General features: G+C 63.1%; 18 protein-coding genes. 5 read left to right on the top strand and 13 right to left on the bottom strand.

Annotation, left to right across the window (positions count from 1 at the left end; genetic code table 11):
- Positions 1-7: 7 nt before the first annotated feature.
- The 4 genes from AB7245_RS18660 to AB7245_RS18675 all read right to left on the bottom strand — a co-directional run bounded on the left by AB7245_RS18660 (position 8) and on the right by AB7245_RS18675 (position 2,530).
- Complete coding sequence (locus tag AB7245_RS18660) at positions 8-1,213, bottom strand: beta-ketoacyl-ACP synthase (RefSeq protein ID WP_063983967.1); 1,206 nt, start codon at positions 1,211-1,213, stop codon at positions 8-10.
- Positions 1,210-1,680 (bottom strand): 3-hydroxyacyl-ACP dehydratase FabZ family protein, encoded by a 471-nt coding sequence (locus tag AB7245_RS18665; protein ID WP_063983966.1) that lies wholly within the window; start codon positions 1,678-1,680, stop codon positions 1,210-1,212. The genes AB7245_RS18660 and AB7245_RS18665 overlap by 4 nt, the downstream gene beginning before the upstream one ends.
- Positions 1,681-1,690: 10 nt before the next feature.
- Positions 1,691-1,978, bottom strand: coding sequence for an acyl carrier protein (locus AB7245_RS18670; protein ID WP_007592476.1), 288 nt, complete (start codon positions 1,976-1,978; stop codon positions 1,691-1,693).
- 210 nt (positions 1,979-2,188) lie between these two features.
- Positions 2,189-2,530, bottom strand: a complete 342-nt coding sequence (locus tag AB7245_RS18675; RefSeq protein WP_063983965.1) for a hypothetical protein — start codon at positions 2,528-2,530, stop codon at positions 2,189-2,191.
- Between the two features lie 335 nt (positions 2,531-2,865).
- Between AB7245_RS18675 and AB7245_RS18680 the strand changes: the two genes are divergently transcribed.
- A complete protein-coding gene (locus AB7245_RS18680; RefSeq protein WP_247307139.1) occupies positions 2,866-3,495 on the top strand; it encodes a ParB-like protein in 630 nt (209 codons plus the stop codon).
- Positions 3,496-3,510: 15 nt separating this feature from the next.
- Here AB7245_RS18680 and AB7245_RS18685 read toward each other — a convergent pair whose 3' ends face one another.
- A complete protein-coding gene (locus AB7245_RS18685) occupies positions 3,511-3,666 on the bottom strand; it encodes a hypothetical protein (RefSeq protein ID WP_166352319.1) in 156 nt (51 codons plus the stop codon).
- Between the two features lie 276 nt (positions 3,667-3,942).
- Between AB7245_RS18685 and AB7245_RS18690 the strand changes: the two genes are divergently transcribed.
- Positions 3,943-4,086 carry a hypothetical protein gene (locus tag AB7245_RS18690; protein WP_166094525.1) on the top strand — a complete coding sequence of 48 codons (144 nt, stop codon included), beginning with the start codon at positions 3,943-3,945 and terminating at the stop codon, positions 4,084-4,086.
- A gap of 43 nt (positions 4,087-4,129) precedes the next feature.
- Here AB7245_RS18690 and AB7245_RS18695 read toward each other — a convergent pair whose 3' ends face one another.
- A complete protein-coding gene (locus AB7245_RS18695) occupies positions 4,130-4,333 on the bottom strand; it encodes a hypothetical protein (protein ID WP_354117407.1) in 204 nt (67 codons plus the stop codon).
- 162 nt (positions 4,334-4,495) lie between these two features.
- On the opposite strand from AB7245_RS18695, the gene AB7245_RS18700 reads away from it, so the two are divergent.
- Entirely contained in the window at positions 4,496-5,227 is a 732-nt protein-coding gene (locus AB7245_RS18700; RefSeq protein ID WP_439034592.1) for a Crp/Fnr family transcriptional regulator, read from the top strand.
- 139 nt (positions 5,228-5,366) lie between these two features.
- On the top strand, positions 5,367-5,534 hold the full coding sequence (locus AB7245_RS18705; RefSeq protein ID WP_166094532.1) for a hypothetical protein: 168 nt from the start codon (positions 5,367-5,369) through the stop codon (positions 5,532-5,534).
- 32 nt (positions 5,535-5,566) lie between these two features.
- Here AB7245_RS18705 and AB7245_RS18710 read toward each other — a convergent pair whose 3' ends face one another.
- The 5 genes from AB7245_RS18710 to AB7245_RS18730 all read right to left on the bottom strand — a co-directional run bounded on the left by AB7245_RS18710 (position 5,567) and on the right by AB7245_RS18730 (position 13,700).
- Positions 5,567-6,064 (bottom strand): MgtC/SapB family protein, encoded by a 498-nt coding sequence (locus tag AB7245_RS18710; protein WP_354117409.1) that lies wholly within the window; start codon positions 6,062-6,064, stop codon positions 5,567-5,569.
- The gene (locus AB7245_RS18715; protein WP_439034593.1) at positions 6,061-6,642 is read right to left on the bottom strand and encodes a peroxidase-related enzyme; all 582 of its coding nucleotides are present in this window, start codon (positions 6,640-6,642) and stop codon (positions 6,061-6,063) included. Before AB7245_RS18715 ends, AB7245_RS18710 begins: the two co-directional genes overlap by 4 nt.
- A 114-nt stretch (positions 6,643-6,756) precedes the next feature.
- Entirely contained in the window at positions 6,757-8,529 is a 1,773-nt protein-coding gene (locus AB7245_RS18720) for a di-heme-cytochrome C peroxidase (protein WP_439034594.1), read from the bottom strand.
- A gap of 274 nt (positions 8,530-8,803) precedes the next feature.
- On the bottom strand, positions 8,804-11,698 hold the full coding sequence (locus AB7245_RS18725; protein ID WP_439034595.1) for an ATP-binding protein: 2,895 nt from the start codon (positions 11,696-11,698) through the stop codon (positions 8,804-8,806).
- A 247-nt stretch (positions 11,699-11,945) separates the two neighbouring features.
- Positions 11,946-13,700 carry an ATP-binding protein gene (locus AB7245_RS18730; protein WP_166352327.1) on the bottom strand — a complete coding sequence of 585 codons (1,755 nt, stop codon included), beginning with the start codon at positions 13,698-13,700 and terminating at the stop codon, positions 11,946-11,948.
- 420 nt (positions 13,701-14,120) lie between these two features.
- Here AB7245_RS18730 and AB7245_RS18735 point away from each other — a divergent pair, with 420 nt between their 5' ends.
- Entirely contained in the window at positions 14,121-15,089 is a 969-nt protein-coding gene (locus tag AB7245_RS18735) for a catechol 2,3-dioxygenase (RefSeq protein WP_038955078.1), read from the top strand.
- Positions 15,090-15,164: 75 nt separating this feature from the next.
- Here AB7245_RS18735 and AB7245_RS18740 read toward each other — a convergent pair whose 3' ends face one another.
- Together AB7245_RS18740 and AB7245_RS18745 are read right to left on the bottom strand one after the other, a co-directional pair.
- Entirely contained in the window at positions 15,165-18,692 is a 3,528-nt protein-coding gene (locus tag AB7245_RS18740; protein ID WP_439034596.1) for a molybdopterin cofactor-binding domain-containing protein, read from the bottom strand.
- Positions 18,692-19,174, bottom strand: a complete 483-nt coding sequence (locus tag AB7245_RS18745; RefSeq protein ID WP_028159320.1) for a (2Fe-2S)-binding protein — start codon at positions 19,172-19,174, stop codon at positions 18,692-18,694. The genes AB7245_RS18740 and AB7245_RS18745 overlap by 1 nt, the downstream gene beginning before the upstream one ends.
- Between the last annotated feature and the right edge of the window lie 64 nt (positions 19,175-19,238).

Genomic DNA, 19,238 nt, shown 5'->3' on the forward strand with positions numbered 1-19,238 from the left:
ACGCGCTTCAGCTTACGGCCTCGACCAGAGCCATGCCCTCGCCGCGCCAGTGTCCGGCCCCCACCACCACAATCTGGGTGGGCGCGCCCTGCATTTCAATCTCGGTCCCGGTGGAATCGTTCGGCGGGAACAGCGCACCGCGCGAGATCGACAGCGCCGCGAGCGCGATGCCAAGCGGGAATTGCGTTTCCATGGCGTGGCCGAACATCGTGCCGGTCGAACGCACGGGGAAGTCAGCATGGCCCTTCAGGAAGCCGCGCTCCTCTGACGTCGCGGGCTCCGCGCCGGTCGCGCCCGATATGATCGCGCCCTTGCCCTCGCGCCTGGGCAGCTTTTCCCAAAGCTTCTCCAGCGTCGCGGCCGTGTCGCCGGGTTGCTTGCGCCGGGCGAGGTCGGCAACGACGCTCGACAGCTTTGCGAACGGCTTTGCGCCGCGCGCTTCCGCGTGCGCCTTCGATTCCAGCACCAGGAACGCGCCGGCAGATCCCAACGCGAAACCGGGGTGATCCTTGCGCGCCCACACCGGAGCAAACTTGTCTTTCAGGTTGAAGTCGCCGAATTCGTAGAGGACCATCAGGTCTTTGCGCTCGCCATTGTGGGAGCCGCCGATCAGCGCGATGTCGCTCTCGCCCGAGGCGATGCGCGCGAGCGCAATGCGCGCCGCATCGGCACCCGCGACCTCTTCGCCCATGAAAGTGCGCGAGGTGCCGCCGAGACCGTGCACGATGGCGATGTTGCCGGCGAGCAGGTTCGAGAGCTGGGCCAGGAACAGCGTCGGCCTGAGATCGCTCATCAGCCGTTCGTTGAGGAAGCCGGGCGCATTGGCGCCCTTGACCTCGGCCGTGAGCACGCCGGAGTCGACATTGAGGTCGCGCTCGCCGCCGCCGGCGGCCACCACCATGTCGATCTTCGACAGGATGTCCTTGTTGCCCTTGATCCCGGCGGAATCGAGCGCAAGGCCCGCGGCATAGGTGCCGATGCGCTGCCAGGCTTCCATCTGGCGCTGGTCGCCCTTCTTCGGGATCTGGCTGTCGAAGGTCACAGGCATCAGGGGATGCACGATGCAGGGCGCAAAGCCCTTCTCGTCGACATTGATGCGCTTGTCCTGAAGCGCGGCCCAGTTGGCGTCCAGGCCTTCGCCGAGCGAGGTGGCAAGGCCAATGCCGGTGATCCAGACTTCCGTCTGGCCGGGCTTCGAAGCAGTGTCAGTCATGGCGATCCGGCCTGTTGCGGGAAGCCGACGCGTTTGGCGACCGCGTCCATGAAGCCGCGCATATCCGCATTGGGGAAGGGGATCTGCGTGAAGGTGAGCGTCGAATTCGCGCGCAGCTTACCGCCGACCTTGATCTTGGCCTCGGTCACCGCATAGCCCGAGCCCTGATGCGACAGGGTCGCCTCGATGGTCATGAGATCGCCGGGGAAGACCGAGCCGCGGACCTTGGCCTCCTTGACGGCGGCCAGGATCGGCATGCGCTCGAACTTGAGCACGCCGAGCTGAAGCCAGCCCGAGGCCTGGGCCATCGATTCGATCAGGAGTACGCCGGGCATCAGGGGATAGCCCGGGAAGTGCCCCTCGAAGATCGTGCTCTCCTTGGGGACCAGGGCTTCGACGACAATCGTCTTCGCGTCGACGTTGAGGTCGACGACGCGATCGATCATGTGGAAGTATTCGAGTTGCATGACCGCGCGCTTAGGCGCTCGCGCCCTTGGCCGCAACCAGTTCGTCGATGCGGGCGCACAGATTTTTCAGCACGAAATACTGCTCGGTGGTCGCCTTGCCGTCGTTGACCTCCTGGGTCCACTTTTCCAGCGGCAGCTTGATGCCGAACTGCTTGTCGATCGCGAACGCGATGTCCAGGAAATCGAGGCTGTCGATGCCGAGGTCATCGATGGCGTGGCTATCCGGCGTGATCGTGTCGCGCGGGATGTCGCAGGTTTCAGCGATGATCGTAGCGACCTGATCGAATGTGGAGGACATCACTAAGCCTTTGATATATTGCTGATATTTGTCTGAGGTTCCAGAGTGGAACGGTGGGTGGGCATCGCGCCCCGATGACGCCCTCAACCCCCCCTCTGGCCGGGTCGAAAGCCCGTATATCGGAGCGCCGCCCTGAGTTCAATGGAGCCGGGCGGCCCCGGCGACAGGGCTGGGGATGCCGTCGGCGGCCCCTTCGGCCGGGGGACGAGCCTAGATATGGGGCGTCGTGATCTTGGCACAGTCGCGGCGGCCCATCAGCACGCAGTCCTGGGTACGGCGCAGGTCGGCAATGCTCACCGCGAGCCAGATCCCGATTGCGGTCAGCGCGATGGTGAAGGCGAGCGCCGCAATATTGGCGAGCATGCGGTGGCGGAAATTGTCCGGTTCCGGGCGGGGCTTCTCGTAGCGCGACAGGTCGAGCGGCTCGGGCGCGACGCGCAGCGGCTGCACGGTACCGCTGCCCCGTTGGACCGGCGGGGGAGACGCGTTGCGCGGCCTGAACTGGAGCACCCGGTGCTCGTCATCCGAGCTGATGGGCCGCTGTGTTTTCATGGTGAGGGGATCACTCCGAAGCAGCGGTTTTTAGATAGCATACGTCGTGAATGCCTTGCAGAAAATCTTCTCAACGCGCACGTGCATTGCGCTTTCGCACTATCTTGCATGGCATCTTTCCGGAACGGCTCGCGAGCGAACGCGCCGCCGACTGTCAGGTCGGTGACAGGAAGCGGAGGTTGCGTTGCAACAACCCCGAAGCACGCACCGTCGGCTCCCGTGAACATCCGCTTGTGATCTCCGCGGCCGGATCGAACGCATTTTGCCACCGCGCGGCCCATGGCATAATCAAGGGAACTGGACCACCGGTTGCAACCATGTGAGGGGCCTTCATCATGACCACCACCAACGCGCGCGAACCGAGAGTGCATCCGGTGCCGATCCTGTCGCTCCGGCCGACGCAGATGACGGTCGGGATGCGCGAGGTCAAGGAGAAGCGCAAGCGCTGGCGCGAGCACGACAAGAAGAAGCAGGCCGACCTGCTCGGCAATCACATGATCCCCGTCGTCTACGGACCGGACCAGCGCTACTACGTGATCGACCATCATCATCTCGGCCGCGCATTGCACGACGAGGGCGTCAAGGAAGTGCTGGTGACCGTGGTCGGCGACCTCAGAATGGTCGAGCGCGAGGCTTTCTGGGGCGTGATGGACAACAAGCGCTGGGTCTATCCTTACGATTCCAAGGGCGAACGGCGGCCGTTCCGCGATCTGCCGAAATCGGTCGTCGATCTCAAGGACGATCCGTTCCGAAGCCTTGCCGGCGAGCTCCGCCGCATGGGCGGCTTCGCGAAGGATACCACGCCGTTCTCGGAATTCCTGTGGGCCGACTTTCTGCGCCGGAAACTGACGCGCAAGGCAGTCGATGCCAATTTCGACAAGGCGCTCGAGAAGGCCCTGTCCGCGGCCAAGAGCAAGGACGCTGTCTATCTGCCCGGCTGGTGCGGGCCGGCGGATGACGATTAGGCGCAACCGCTCGCATCAGTCGCGCTGGAAGATCTTGGCGCCCGGGTAGACGCGCCGGGCGTAGCTCACGACCAACGCGCGGTCCTGGGTTGCCAGGAAGGGCGTTCGGATCTGGCACGAGCCGACGACGAGGTGCCATAGACCATTGAGCTTCCGGATGACGACGTTCATTTGAGCAATCCTCGATGACTCCGCATTTCTGCGAATACTGCTTATCGCGGCAGTCTTGCGATTCATGATCGTGGCCGCTGGCGTGAAATTCCCGGTACCGCTCGCGACCGTCGCAAGACAACGACGATGATTATTAGTTGGTTACGGCGCGGCGGCCCGAGAAGCCGCATCTCATCACAGCCGCTTGAGCGAAGTCATTTTCCGCAAGGATGAAACCGTCCTGAAACAGAGCCACCCCATCTCTGTGGGGTAGTCGAGCTCACACAGGAGGCCGAAATGCGCCGTCTGGTTTTCGTAATCGCCTTGCTCGCAGTCGCCACAGCAGGAATCTCGGCGTCGTTTGCCGCAGTTCGCCACGCCAAGACGCTGACATTCTCCGAGCGCTTTGCTCCGGCGCTCGAGTTGATGGCGCAGCGCTAGCGGTGTAGCGCCTCGCAGTCGCCGCTACGCAACGGTGGGACGATCACTTCTGGTGCTGCGGGCCGGGTGAGGACAGAAGGCGTTCGATTTCGGCGGCTGCCTCGCCGTTGCGCGCCTTCTGCAACAGTGTGTGGCGTTCGGTGCCGGCTGGCAGCTTCTTGGCCGCGGCCCGGGCGTCCTGCGTGAACTTGTTCAGGCGCTCCTGGAGTGACAGGGCCGGTCGCGTGCGGTTGCGTTTCTTGGTCATGGCTGGACCTTTCCGGCGCGAAGCCAACCATGGGGAGGCGAGTGGCGTCCTTAACTTTTGTTGGAACCGGGGGCGTGGATCGCGGGTTTTTCATTGCAGCGGCGCCTCTGCGCCAGGGATTGCAGTACAGGTCCCATCTCATACCAACCGGAGCTAGCTCGCGTGCCCAGCGATACGATCCGTGCTGCGCTTGTCAGGCGTTTGCGTACATCTTCCGGCATCTCGGACGACGACGTGAAGGAGATCGAGGCGCTCCCGATTGCGGTTCGTCAATATTCGGCGGAGGCGCCCGTGGTGCGCGACGGCGAGCGCGCAACCGATTGCTGCCTGATCGCAGACGGCTTCTGTGCGCGTTCCAAGACGATAGCAAGCGGCAAGCGTCAGATCCTCTCCATCCACATCCCCGGCGAGATCCCTGACCTGATGAGCCTGTTCCTGCATGTGATGGATCACGACTTGTCGACGCTGACGCCATGCACGCTCGGCTTCATCAGTCACGAAACGCTGCGAAAATTGCACCAGCGCAGTCCAAGCGTCGCCGAGATGTTCTGGCGAGACACCCTGATCGACGCCGCCATGTTTCGCGAATGGATCGTCAATGTCGGCCAGCGTCCCGCGCCCGCAAGGCTTGCCCATGTCATGATCGAGCTGCGCGAACGCCTCCGGGTCATCGAGCGTCTTGACGGCAACAGCTTCGAGATGCCGCTGACCCAGGAGCAGATCGGCGAAGCTCTGGGAATCACCGGGGTGCACGCCAACCGCGTGATCAAGCAGTTGCGGCAGGAGGGCATCGTCGAGCTGCACCGCGGCCGCGTCACGGTGCTGGACGAGCGGAAATTTCTGGAACTTGCCGATTTCGACGGCCGTTACCTGCATCAGTCGCCAATGCTTTGAGGCGCGCAGGCGACTTGACCTACCGCAAATTCTTATCGGTGCAGGGCGCTATGGTCCGTCGGCATGATTGCCGAACCGGTGTTGCCTGAATGTCGAGGGCGCAGGTGGCTCCGAGTCATGCTGACCCGGAGGCATCACCGTGAGCGCAATCTTTCGCATTCTCTTCATCGTTGCCGGTGCCATCACTGCGCTGTTCGTCGCGCGCGATGCCCTGAATTTCACGATCATCCAGACCTTCGTTGCCGTTCTGCTCGTCACCGCCATCGTCGGTGTCGGAAGCTTCTGGAGCCAGCGACGGAAAACGTGACGGATGTGAGAGCCGCGTGCTGGCGCAGCCGGTTAGGTCCGCGGCGGCGCGTCCGGAGACGTCTCCGCGGTGTGCGCATCCTCCTTCCCGCCGAGCACGCGGTGCAACCGTCGCTCGATGTGGCGGCCCACCGTCAGCAGCACGAAGGCGAGCGCCAGCGCGACGGTGACGATCTTCCATTGTCCGGCGCCGCAGACGATGCCGATGCAGGCCGCGAGAAAGGTGCAGGCGGCGCTGGTCAGTCCGCGGACGCGAAATCCCATGCTTTGATGCACGATGACGCCGGCACCGAGAAAGCCGATGCCGGTGAGGATGCCCTGGATGACGCGGCTGGTGGCATCGGCGACCTTGGTTGGCTCGGCGAGCTGCAGGGCGAGCAGAACCACGGTCGCCGTGGAGAGCCCGACGATGCCGAGCGTCTTCAGCCCGATCGGCTTGCCGTGCAGGTCGCGGTCGAGGCCGATCGCGCCGGCGGCGACGGTCGCGGCACCGAGACGAGCAAGGATTTCGGGCCAGTCGAGCTCCGTCATTTTTTCGGCAAGCGCCCCATCAGGTAAAACTCCTCGTTCGGCTTCATGCCGGTGAAGTTTGCCAGTCGATTGGATAGCGCGAAGAAGGCGGAGATCGCGGCGATGTCCCAGATGTCGTCGTCGCTGAAGCCGTGCGGTGCAAGCACCGCGAAGTCCTCCTCGGAGACGCGCTGTGCGTCGGCCGAGACCTTCATCGCGAAATCGAGCATCGCCTTTTGCCGCGGCGTGATGTCGGCCTTGCGGTAGTTCACAGCGACCTGGTCGGCGATCACAGGGTTCTTGGCGCGAATGCGCAGGATCGCGCCGTGCGCGATCACGCAATACTGGCACTGGTTGGCCGCCGAGGTCGCGACCACGATCATCTCGCGTTCGGCCTTGGTGAGGCCGCCGTCCTTCTCCATCAGCGCGTCGTGATAGGCGAAGAACGCGCGGAACTCGTCGGGCCGGTAGGCCAGCGTCAGGAACACGTTCGGCACGAAGCCGCTCTTCTCCTGCACGGCGAGCAGGCGCGTGCGGATGTCGTCGGGGAGCGTGTCAAGGGCGGGTGCGGGGAAGCGTTGTGAAGGAGGAGGGGACATGACGATGTTCCGGATGGGGCTCTCGGGGAAACGCGGAACATAGTCGATCGCAGTCCTTCGCGCAAAGCGCTTGCGCGGACTACATCCTGGCTAGTGCAGACAGAGCCGAGGCTCTCAAAGAGTCTTCAAATATTCGAGGAGTGCCTTCTTTTCGTCGTCGCTCAAGCGCGTGCCATAGTCATGCCCGCATCGGCTGTTTCCTGAATTGAGGTCATTGCAATCGGTGACTGGACGAGTTGGCCCCTCTTGTGTGACGTCAAGACCAACATTCTTGATGTCGTATCTCGCGCCAACTTTGAATTGTGACATGCGCTTCGCAGGCGGTACGAGCAACTCCGCCAATGTCGGCACCGAGCCGTTGTGCAAATAAGGCGCTGCGGCCCAAATTCCCTCCAACACGCGAGCTTCATACTCGCCTCTGTTGAGGGTCCGCTCAAGAAGCGTCCCAGGTTCGATCGTCAGGCTTTCTGGCTGGTTCGGAGGTTGCGCGCTGCTGGGCGGCGCGATGGACGCCTTGACCGGAGCCGGTGACAGAGAGAGGGATGTGGAGGGCGCCTTTTGGGCGTTGGGAGGCAACGAGGAGCCAAAGCCGTCACCGGGGCCGACGTCGCTCCCCAGATACAGCTTATTGTCGAGGATCGCTCCGGCGACTGCACTGAACATCATGTGGACGGCATAATCCTCCTCCTCGAGGTGCCTGGCGATCAACGGGATACTTGCTCCCTTCAGCGCGCCGGTCTTCACCCTCCAACCAAGCTCGTCGAATTGACGTGTGTCGGTGCCGACGTTCTGAACCGGCGTCACCCACGTCGTAACAAACAGGTCGCGCAGGGCACGGACTTCCTTCTTCTCGTGACACCCCTTGCTGCACTGCCTCTCGAAGATTTTTTGACCGTCTTTAGCCAGCTTCGAGTCGATAGGCCAATCTGATGGCCATTTTGGCGGGCCCATCTTCAGGAGCAATTCCTCAAGTCGTTTCAGTCCATCGAAGTTGATGGAGTTGGCATAGTTGAAGAACGGGCCGAACGAGCGCCTTGGTTCGAAGTTGCCGAATGCGAGAGCCTGTCCCGTGTTCCGGGCGAGTGCGAAGACGCGGTTTCCATTCAACACAAAACCGGCCCAGTCGGTCTGGTTCTGCATCGGTGAATTCCACAGGAAAGGATAGCGCACCGGAGCATCGCCAATCTTCATGTTCTCCGGGATCAAATAATCGGGCGGCGGCCCAACGTCGGTGCCGGATATGCGATTGAAGATGATCCCGATCGCGTCCAGACGTCCGGGGCCCCAACCAACTGGCGGCAATGTACCGGTCACGAATGCATGAACGCGCCGGTGCCATGCATCAACCCTCTGACGTAGTGCGGCAACATCGGCAGCAGAAGGTGTCGCAGGTTGGGAGACGGCCGCAGCAAATGCAGCGAATGCCGTGTCGCTGGCGGTTACGTCTCCTACCGCCTTGTCCAGGTCGCTCAGGAACTCCTGGAAATCCATAAAGGCCGGACCGCCGTCGATGCGGTACGTCTTGCCCCCAACTTCAACCTGCCGCGTGTGACACGCGGAGCATGTTATCCCGACCATCTGGGACTCTGCGGGACCCGTGGTATGGAGGCCGACGGGGAGGTTGGTATTATTGCCCGGATTTGGGAGAAAGCCGTATCGGGCCAGACCATCCGAGAGGAACGGTTGTCCGTCCTTCGCTTTCAATGCCCGTAACCAGGTGAGGTTGATTAAGCGGGAGCCTTGGTCGCGCGTGTAGTAGTCGGCCCTGTCTTCCGCTGTCCATGTCGGGCCTTGGTCGACATAAATGGGATCGCCGAGAGCGGTCTCAATTCCCGAACTTGCGGCGGCGACCAGCGCAAAGCCAATGAGGAAAGCGATACGACGCATCGCATGACCCTCCATGAACTACAATTGAACCACCCGTTTTCTCGAAACCAGAATCTGTGCAGATATGCGGAGCTGGGCGAGACGCAGCTCGCCCGGTAGCGACGAGAGCTGTCAGAAATAGCCGTCCGATGCTCGAGATTGTACTTCTTGGCAAAGTCCCGTCAAGGTCGTTGGTCCGGGTCGGAGCCCCGGATTGCATGCCACGCCCGTTGAAGCGCGGCGAGCCCACGAAACGGGCCCGGTGAACTGGTGTGTCTCGACACGAGCGGCCTTGCTAAACCGCGAGCCGGGATCCGTCCCAGGCAACAATGCCAAACTGATCGCAAATCGCGTGCATCTCGGCGAGGTCCTCAACGACGCGGGCGATGCCAGGCTTCGCCTCGGCGAGCAGTCGCACCCTCAAACCAAGACATTCGACAATCAGCCATGGGTTCCTGATGGTCCTGGCGATGGAAAGAGCGTCATCCAAGGCGCTCAGGCCACGTTCGGATTTCCCGTCCCGAACGAGAGCCTCAGCGTAACCCGCATAGAGAAGGCAGAGCTCGATCTGGCCTGTCCGCAGATGCGTGCCGCTCTCCATACAAGCGTCTATCAGGTCGACGGCCTGATGTGCCTGGCCTGTTCGTGCCAGAGCGGTCGCCATTGCTCCGGTCAGGTTGGCCTTGCTGGCATCGTAGCCGTTACGTTCGACGATCTCCCTTGCAATCGACAAGCATTCCACAGCCTGGTCATTTCGATGGAGCATGAGGAGATTTCGTCCCATCGTAATGCGGGCGAGCACTTGCCCATATGAATCCTGTTCACGAACTGCGATCTCCAATGCACGCAATGCAAATCCGAGCGCCTCCGCATATTGACCTGTTGCATTCATGAACCAGCTCCTGAATGCCAAAACCGTGCATTTTGGACCGGCCGGTGTCCCGAGACGGGCAGTCTCGAGTTCTCCTGTGAGCATTTCATTCAGTTCGTCCATCGCCGCAATCGCGCGATGGACGTGGCCCATGCTGTGCAACACATTTGCCATGATGGTCTGATTTGAAAATATGAGTGCGGTCGATTTCAGCGCTCGAGCCGTTCTCAATCCCTCGCTCGTTATTTGCAGCCCTTCTTCATACCGGCCCTCAAACCAGTAGACCATCCCGAGTTGCGACTGGACGCTGCACACGTGAGCAATCCTGCCTTGGCGCCGCGCCAGCTCCAACGTTCGTGGCAAATGCATATTTACTTTTTTGAATTCGCCGAGTTGCAGCATCGAAGCGAAGCTCATTCGACCGAAGTCGACATATTTTTCCTCGGCGGCTTCCCCAAGACGCTCGATGAGCTTGAGCGCCCGGTCGTATATCAAACTGAGCGACGAGGCTGCGGCGTTCCGGCGCGCTTCGACGGCGGCCTCCCAGAGATAGCCAAGTGCCGCATCAGCATCTCCGGCTTCCTCTGCATGAAAGGCCAACTGTTCGTAACGGCCATCCAGATTCGGGTAACGCCGAATGATCGCCTGGACAGCGGCCTGGTGGATTTCCAGACGCCGGCCACGCGGTATCGTGTTTGCACAGGCCTCGGCGATGATCTGATGCCGGAAACGCACGGAGTTACCCGCAAGCGGATGGACAAAAGCAAATCGGGCAAGCTCGAACAACGCAGTCAGCAGCTCGCCTACGTCCACGCCGAGCACCGTCGTAGCCAATTGGATTTCGACCTCCTGTCCCAGCAGGCTGAGCGTCTGCACGAATGCCTTCAACTTCGGAGAAAGTCGTTGCAGCCGCGCATGAATCACGGACTCGACGCTCTGAGGCAGCGAATGTTCGCTCGTTGCGTTCGTCGCGTCCGCCGAACGCAAGAACTCTTCCAATACGAAGGGGACGCCGTCGGCGCGATCGATTGCTCTCGCAAACACGGTGGGGGATCGAGTTTTCGGCCACAATTGGCGTCCCAAAGCCTCCATGTTGGCCCGCGACAGCGGTTGCAGATGAATGAGCGAGCCCGCAATCTCCATGGACTGGTCTGATGATTCCGGACGTCCGGTCAGCAATATGCAAAGCGGCTGTGGGGTACTTGCGCGCGCGAGCAATTTCAGGAAATGGCGGCTTTCCGGATCGATCCACTGGAGGTCTTCGATCAGCAAGAGAGTTGGTCTATCAAGCGCCAATGCGAGGAAGGCATTGACAAGTGCACGTGCAATTTGCGTTTGCGTATTGTCAGTCAATCGTTGGCGAGAGGACGCTTTTCCAGCGATGAATAGGGCTTCGAGCTTTCTGCGATCGCCTGCCTCGACGTGCAGTTCCGCGAGAGCCTCGCGAATATGTTCATCCGAAGATGAGCTGTTTGCAGCGAGCATGTCGCCCACCAAGGTGCGGGCGGCGGCGAATGCGGTGGCACGTTTCTGTACGCCGCCATAAAAGACGCAGCATCTCACGTCGGATGTCAGTGCCTCGGTCATTACGGCTGTCGCAAGGCGGCTCTTGCCGATACCTGGTTCGCCCAGCAGCGTGACGGAGCAGCTTTTGGCGCCCGGGCGCGGGAGGAGCTCCCGAAGCGCCGCAAGTTCGTCGACCCGATTCACGATCGGATTTTGATAGCGGCTGGCGATTTCGTTGTGATCGACATCGTCCGGCCGGGCATTCAGCGTGTAGGCCTCGATGACCCGATCGGCGATTCCCGAAGTCGTCTTGTGTGCCGCAAGTTCGAGTGGCGATCGGCACAGCTTTGCGGTTTCGGCGCTAACCCTGATCTCGCCTGCCGCCGCTTCCTGCTGCAGCTTGGCAGCAACGTGCACGGTCGCTCCGGCAACGTCGAAGCGGGCGATGGCATTTTTGCCGCCTATGCGTAAGCCGACCAGGCCGGAGTGAAGTCCGACGCGAAAGTTGACCGGATCTCCCCTGGGGCCGGTCGACTGGCTATGACTCTGAATGTCCCAGGCTGCGATGCACGCACGATCCGCATGATCCTCATATGCGGTTGGCCAGCCGAATATGGCAATGCCACCGTCTCCCGCATAGTGGACAATCTGTCCCCCGAGACGCTCCACGGAGCTGCGGATGTGATCCAGCCACTGGTCCAAAAACGCTTGAGCTTCATCGGGATCGCAAGCCGCGATGTGGCGAGTTGAACCCACCATGTCGACGGCGAGCACCGTTATGATGTTACGATCCGCAATATTGGCACCGCCCACGGACATCCTCGCGCCCCGCGTGCTCAAACCGGCTCTAAAAGGCAACGGTAGCACGAAGGACAAGCCTTGGGCTATCCGCGAGACGCGGCCTTGAGCCGCGATATCCGGGGCATTCCCCGTCTTTCACGACTTTCTGCTGTTCGGGAAATTTCAGAGGCGATCGTGATTGAATCGAGGCCGCGGCGTACTGGATGCCCCGGTCAAGCCGGGGCATGACAGCGGAATTTGCCGAAGCGGTGTCCGTTCCTTACCGCAGCGGCTTCTTCAGCAGCGAGAAGCGATCCGGGTCCAGCCCCATCGAGGGCTGCAGCATCGGCGCTTCGGCGGTCGCGAGCGTCTTCGCGGGCGGCTGCGAAAACACCGGATCGTTCGGCACGTCGCGTTGCGAGGTGGCGCCGCGCCAGCGCTCGAGCACGGCGCCGACGAAATGCATGTCGTGACCGGAGGTGACCGACGGCACGCTTGAGATGGTGGCTTCGCCGCGCGGCAATTGATGCGGCGGCACCTCCTTGAAGCGCAGGCGGGTCGGCAGCGCGACGCCTTCGCCGAACGCCAGGACTTCGCGGGTGCCGAGCGATGGCACGAAGGACAGCAGGTTCGCGGCCGCATCCGATACCGCGGCGCGCAGCAGCGCCTGGTCGCGCTCGTTGGCCAGACGCATCGTGAACAGCGTGTTGCACTGGGAGATGATGGTGGCGTCGAGCTCGGCCGGACGTTGGGTGATGAGGCCGAGATAGACGCCGTATTTACGGCCTTCCTTGGCGATGCGCGACACCGCCTTGCGGGTCGGCCCGAAGCCGACATTGCGGTCGGCGGAGGCATATCGGTGCGCCTCTTCGCAGACGAACAGCATCGGCGACACGCCGTCGCTCCACAGGCCGAAGTCGAAGGCCATGCGGCACAGCACCGAGACGACGGAATCGATGACCTCGGCCGGGAAGCCGGCGAGCTGCATCACCGTCATCGGCTTGCCGTTGGCGGGCAGGCGGAACAGATGGCTGATCACCTCGGCCATGGTGTCGCCGCCGACATTGGCGTTGTCGAACATGAAGGCGTAGCGCGGGTCGTTGCGGACGGCCTCGATGCGCGAGATCAGCTTGTGATAGATGATGCGCGAGGAGCGGTTTTCCAGCTTGCCCATGCGCTCGTCGATCAGCGAGATCAGGTCGACCAGCCGATACGGCACCGGCGTGTCGACGGTGAAGCCGACCTGCTTGGGATCGATGCGCTTCAGGCCGAGCCGATCGGTGTTCTGATACTGGGTGTAGATGCCCTTGGCGATCGGGATCACCTCGGCGAGGACGTCAAGCTCCTCGGGCACGCCGGCGCGGCCGCCGAACAGCACGTCGACGATTTCCTCGAAGTTGAACAGCCAGAACGGCAGCTTCAGGTTCCGCGGGTTGAGCACCAGCGCGCGATCGCCGAAGCAGCGGCCATATTCGTTGTGCACGTCGAGCAGGAAGATGCGCAGGTTCGGGCGTGATTTCAGGATCTCGTTGAGCAGCAGCGACACGCCGGTGGATTTGCCGACGCCGGTCGATCCCAGCACCGCGAAATGCTTGGAGAGCATTTCTTCGACGTCGACATAGGCGACGACGGAGCGGTCCTGCTGGAGGAAGCCGACATTGATCTGGTCCGATCCGGTCGGCGCGTAGATCGTGCGCAGCTCCTGGCTCGTGATCAGGTCGACGGAATCGCCGATGGTCGGATAGTTGGTGACGCCGCGCTGAAACTTGGCCTTGTCGGCGGCATTGTGGATTTCGCCGAGCAGGTCGACCGACGCGATGGCGATGTAGTCGGAGTTCGAGAGGTTCTCGCAGGACACCTCGGTGATCATGGCGACGATCACCGAGCTGGCGCAGCGGATGCTGACGAAACGGCCGACGGTGGCCCGAATTTCCGAGACCGGCATCTGGCTTGCCGCCAGCAGCCCGACCCGGGCGAGCGACCCGCGTACCGAAATCACGCGTCCAAAGGATGTCACGATGAATGAACCTGGCATGAGCAAGAGGTTTAACCCTGACTATGCGTGCCGCGGCTGGACAAACGGTTAAACGGCAGGCGCGGGGGCTTTGTTAAATCTGCGACAATTCGGTTGAGAGATTTGCTCCTAATGCATACTTGCGGGCGGAATCGGTAGGGGAATGCCGCTTTTCTAGGCCGATAGGCCCGACAGCGCTTAAGGAAGATTTTACCATTCGGCCAGTCGGTCCGCCGTTCGGGGATGGAGGTCATCCCGGCTGGCGCGTCATTCGATCCGGGCGGCGATGTTTTGATTTGTTGACGGGACCTAATCATTTGTACATTAGTACAAATGAACCCGCGGCCTGGATGCCGCCCCCGGACACTTGAGCGCGTTTGCAGCCTTGCGTCCGATTGCGCGATCCGGTCCGGCGGATCGCAGCCACGCCCGGAGGAAAGCATGCAGCCCGAACCGATCCTCGATCTTGCTCATCTCGGCCACATGGAACTGCTGACGCCGAAGCCTGACGAGAGCCTGAAATTCTTCGTTGACGTCATGGGCATGACGGTGAGCGGGCAGAAGGGCGAGTCGGTCTACCTGCGCGGCTGGGACGATTACGAGCGCTATTCGCTCAAGCTGACGGCGTCGAAGACATCAGGCATGGAGCATATGGCGCTGCGCGCGCGCAGCCAGCAGGCGCTGGAGCGCCGCGTCGCCGCGCTCAAAGGCTCCGGCTTCGACATCGGCTGGATCGACGGCGACATGGGGCAGGGGCCGACCTTCCGCTGCCGCGATCCTGATGGCCATATCGTCGAGCTCTATTACGAGACCGAATGGTACCAGGCGCCGCCGGAGCTTAGACCTGCGCTGAAGAACCAGGCGCAACGCTTTCCCGCGCGCGGCGTCAACGTCCGCCGTCTCGATCACCTCAACTGCCTCGCCGTGGACATCAAGGCCAACCGCGAGTTCTTCGAAAACTATCTCGGCTGCCGCCTCACCGAGCAGATCGTGCTCAACGACGGGCGGGAAGCGGCGATGTGGCTGACGATGTCGAACAAGAGCTACGATTTTGCCTATTCGCTCGACCATTCCGGTACGCCCGGTCGCTTTCACCATGTCACCTACGCGCTCGACAGCCGCGAGGAGATTTTGCGCGCCGCCGATATCTTCCTGGAGAACGGCGTGCACATCGAGACCGGCCCGCACAAGCACGCGATCCAGCAGACCTTCTTCCTCTATGTCTACGAGCCCGGCGGCAACCGCGTCGAAGTCGCCAACGCCGGCGCGCGCCTCATCCTCGCGCCCGACTGGAAGCCGATCGTGTGGACCGAGGAGGAGCGCAAGAAGGGGCAGGCGTGGGGATTGAAGACGATCGAGTCATTCCACACCCACGGCACACCGCCGGTGGAGGCGAAGAAGCACGGCTAGAGCATGACCCGGACCCGAAGGGCCGCGTTAGCGCAAAGTGTGAAGCAGCTTTCCGATCAGGTCATGCTCCAAAAATCAATGCGTTGAGGTGCGTACGCGCGCGATCGTCTCGCGGACGCCGGTCCAGGCCGGCTTGTCCGGCGCGAACTGCTTGCGCAGGAAGGTGACGAGTTCTTCGACCTGCGCTTCGCTCATGCTGTTCTTGAAGGCGGGCATGTAGCCGAGGTCGCTGGAGACGGGCTCAGCGATGCCGTGCAGGACGACCTGCACGAGATTGTCCGATGTCGCGCTGTGCAGATTGCTGTTGAGCGCGAGCGAGGGCCGCGTTCCGAACAGCGGCAGGCCGCCGACCTCGTGGCAGACGGCGCAGGCGCCCTGATAGAGCCGCGCGCCGGTGGAAGGCGCCACCGTGACTTGCGTTGCGCTCTCAAGCTTTGCGGCAAGTGCATCCTGGCCCCGCGTATCGATCGCGGTGTCGTTGAACGAATTGAGATAGACCGCCATCGCGCGGATGTCGGGGTCGGGCAGGGCTTTGAGGTCTTTGACGATCGGCGCCATCGGACCAGCCGCGACGCCGTGATAGCGCGAATGGCCGGTGCGCAAATAGGCGAAAAGCTCGTCCTCGCTCCACGGGATCGGCGCGCGTGAGAGCGAGGTCAGCGCCGGCGCTTCCCAGCCCTCGGCAAAGCCGCCGGCGAGATAGGCTTCGCGTTGCTCCGCGCCGAGCGCGTTGCGCGGCGAATGGCAGGCGCTGCAATGGCCGAGGCTCTCGACGAGATAGGCGCCGCGATTCCACTGCTCGGATTTGGCGGGATCGGGCTTGAATTCTTGAGTCTGATGAAACAGCGCATTCCAGCCCGCAAGCAGCGGGCGGAGGTTGAACGGGAAGGCGAGCGCATTCGCCAGCGCCGTGGCGCGAACCGAAGGCTGGGTCATCAGGTAGGCGTAGAGCGCCTGCATGTCGGCGGCGCTGGTCTTCGCGAAATGGGTGTAGGGGAAGGCGGGGTAGAGCTGCCGTCCGTCGCGGTGCAGCCCGTCGCGCATCGCGCGCTCGAAGGCGGGATAGGACCAGGCGCCGATGCCGGTCTCGGCGTCGGGCGTGATGTTGGTTGAGTAGATCGTGCCGAACGGCGTCTGAAGTGCGCGGCCGCCGGCGTTGAGCACGCCATTGAGGCTGGTGTGGCACTCCGCGCAATTGCCGAGTGCTGCGAGTTGCTCCCCGCGCGCGATCGTCGCCGCGGAATAGACCGATGGATCGGGACGTGCGATCGGCGCGATCGCGCGCCCGGGCAGGAGGGCTGCGCCGATGCCGATCGCGGCAGTGCAGACGGCCGCGATCGTCGCGAAGATGCCGGCGCGCTTGGCGAACGGATTCTGCCAGATGTGGGACGGTTTTGGCGCAGCGGGTGCGGGCAGGGCCTGCGGCACGGGCGATGTTTCGCCGTGCAATCCCTTCAGGATGCGTTCCGGCGTGAACGGCGGCTCGCGGAAGCGCACGCCGGTGGCATCGAAGATCGCGTTGGCGATCGCCGCTGCGCTCGGCACCGAGGCGGACTCGCCGACGCCGAGCGGCGGCTGGTCCTGACGCGGCAGCATCAGCACGTCGATCTTGGGCACGTCGGGGAAGGGGATGATCGGGTAGGCGCCCCATTCGCGCGCCGTCACCGCGCCGCGCTCGAACGAGACCTCCTCCATCAGCGCGCGGCTGGTGGACTGGATGACGTTGCCGTGGATCTGGTGGCGCACGCCGTCCGGATTGATCATCAACCCGGAGTCCTGCCCGGCGACGACGCGCGTGACGCTGACATCGCCGGTGGACTTGTTCACCGCAACGTCGGCGACCCAGGCCGACCACGCCGCGCCATAGCCGGGAAACTTGCTGTGGACATAGAGCGCATAGGCAAAGCCACGCCCGTGCACGATTTCGCCGTCTTTCTCTTCACGGACCGGCCGGGGCGTCCAGCCCGCGCGCTCGGCCACCGCATTGACGAGATCGACGGCGCGCTGGTCCTTCAGGTAACGCAGGCGGTATTCGATCGGATCGACGCCGGCCTCGGTCGCGGCCTCGTCGATATAGGATTCATGCGCGAACGTGTTCGGCAGCGCCGAGACACCGCGAAACCAGGAGGCGCGCACGATCGGCGCCATGTCATGGGCGACGACGCGCATGTGGTCGTAGTCGTAGGGCGGGATCGCAGTGCGGTCGCCCATCTGGAGCACTGCGGGCTCCGGTGAAATCCGGCCCGTCAGCAGCAGCGCCAGCGTCGGCGCTGCGTTCGAGGGATAGCGGGTGGCGAGATCGTAAGCCGCGATGCCACCGTCGGCGTCGAGCCCACCATTGACATCGATGAGCTGCGCGGTGCCCTTGGGCTCCCAGGCATGCTCCTGCTCGCGCGTTAGCTGCACGCGCACGGGGCGGCCGACGGCGCGCGACAGCAGCAGTGCATCTGCGGTGACGTCATCGGCGCAGTTGCGGCCGTAGCAGCCGGCGGCCTCCAGGCGGATCACCTCGATCTCGCTTTCGGGACGTTCGATCAGGAGCGCCAGATCGCTGCGCAGGACATGCGGGTTCTGCGTGCCCGACCAGACGCGGATGCTGCCGTCCTGGACATCGGCGACTGCGCAGGACGGCCCGATCGAGGCGTGCATCTGGTACGGCCACACATAAGTGCGCTGCATCGGCGTGGCCGCGCCTGATGTCGCCTTATCGACGTCGCCCTTGTCGATCAGCGTGCGCGGAGTCGATGGATTGGCGCGCAGCGCGGTCTCGACGTCGGCGAGATCGGTTAGATGAGGTGTCGGCTTCCAGCTCACCGCGAGCTGCTCCGCCGCGCGGATCGCGTTCTCCTCGCGCTCGGCGACCACGCCGATGAAATCGCCGATGCTCACGACGGCAATGATGCCGGGAATGTCACGTACCGAGGACTCATCCACCGCGATCAGGCTGGTGCCGACGAACGGGCCGGCATCGACGCCGGCATAGGGCGGACGCACCACGCGGCCGTGCAGCATGCCGGGCAGGCGGATGTCGTGCACGAAGGTCAGCTCGCCCGTCGCCTTGGCGGGCAGGTCGACGCGCGGCGTCGACTGGCCGACGATGGCGTAGTCGCCAACGGGCTTGAGCGCGACGTCGTCGGCAAGCTCGAGGCGAATGGTCTCGCCGCCGATCAGTTCGCCATAGCTGACGCTGCGGTTGTGCCCGCGCACGAGGCCGTCTTCGATCTTGATCTCGCTGGCCGGCAGCTCCAGCCGCTCGGCAGCGCGCGCGATCAGGAAGTGCCGCGCCTGCGCTGCGGCCTTGCGCAGGGGGACGGCGGTGATCTGGATGGTTTCGCTCGCGATCGTCGCGCCCTGGTTCGGCACCACGGCGGTATCGCCGAGCACGACGACGACGCGCGCAAAGGACACATCTAACTCTTCGGCGACGATCTGGCCGAGTGCGGTGCGGATCCCGGTGCCGAGATCGACATGGCCGTTATAGGCAGAGACCGATCCATCCGCGGTGATGCGGATGAAGGTCTCGGATGTGATCTCGTCCACGGTACGGACGACGACGAGCGAACCCGACTGCCGCTCAGCTCCGTTCGAAAGAGGGGAGGCCATCAATCAACGGCCTCAGTGATCTGGCCGGATGCGCGCATCACCGCGCGCAGGATCTCGACATGGGTGCCGCAGCGGCACAGATTGTAGCGCAGCGCCGCGAGCGCCTCCTGCTCGGTCGGCTGCGGGTTGATCGCAAGTAGAGCCTTGGTGGTCATGATCATGCCGTTGAGGCAATAGCCGCATTGCGCGGCCTGCTCGTCGATGAAGGCCTGCTGCACCACATCCGGCTTGTCGCGCGTGCCGAGCCCTTCGAGCGTCAGGATGTCGCGGCCTGCGCAGCCGCTGACGGGAATCACGCAGGAGCGCGCGGCCTGCCCGTCGATCAGGACAGTGCAGGTGCCGCATTCGCCCAAGCCGCAGCCATATTTCGGACCGTTGAGCGCGAGATCGTTGCGCAGCACATAGAGCAGCGGCGTCTGCGGCGCTGCCGTGATCTCGTGGATCCTGCCGTTCACGGTGAGGCGGATCGGTGTCTGCGTCATCCTCGTTCCCAAGCCCGTGGCCAATTGCTCGTCAAAACCTACGTCGCGACGATACCGTTTGTAC

The sequence above is a fragment of the Bradyrhizobium sp. 604_D8_N2_3 genome, assembly GCF_051810765.1.
In the GTDB taxonomy this organism is placed as follows: Bacteria; Pseudomonadota; Alphaproteobacteria; order Rhizobiales; family Xanthobacteraceae; genus Bradyrhizobium; species Bradyrhizobium barranii.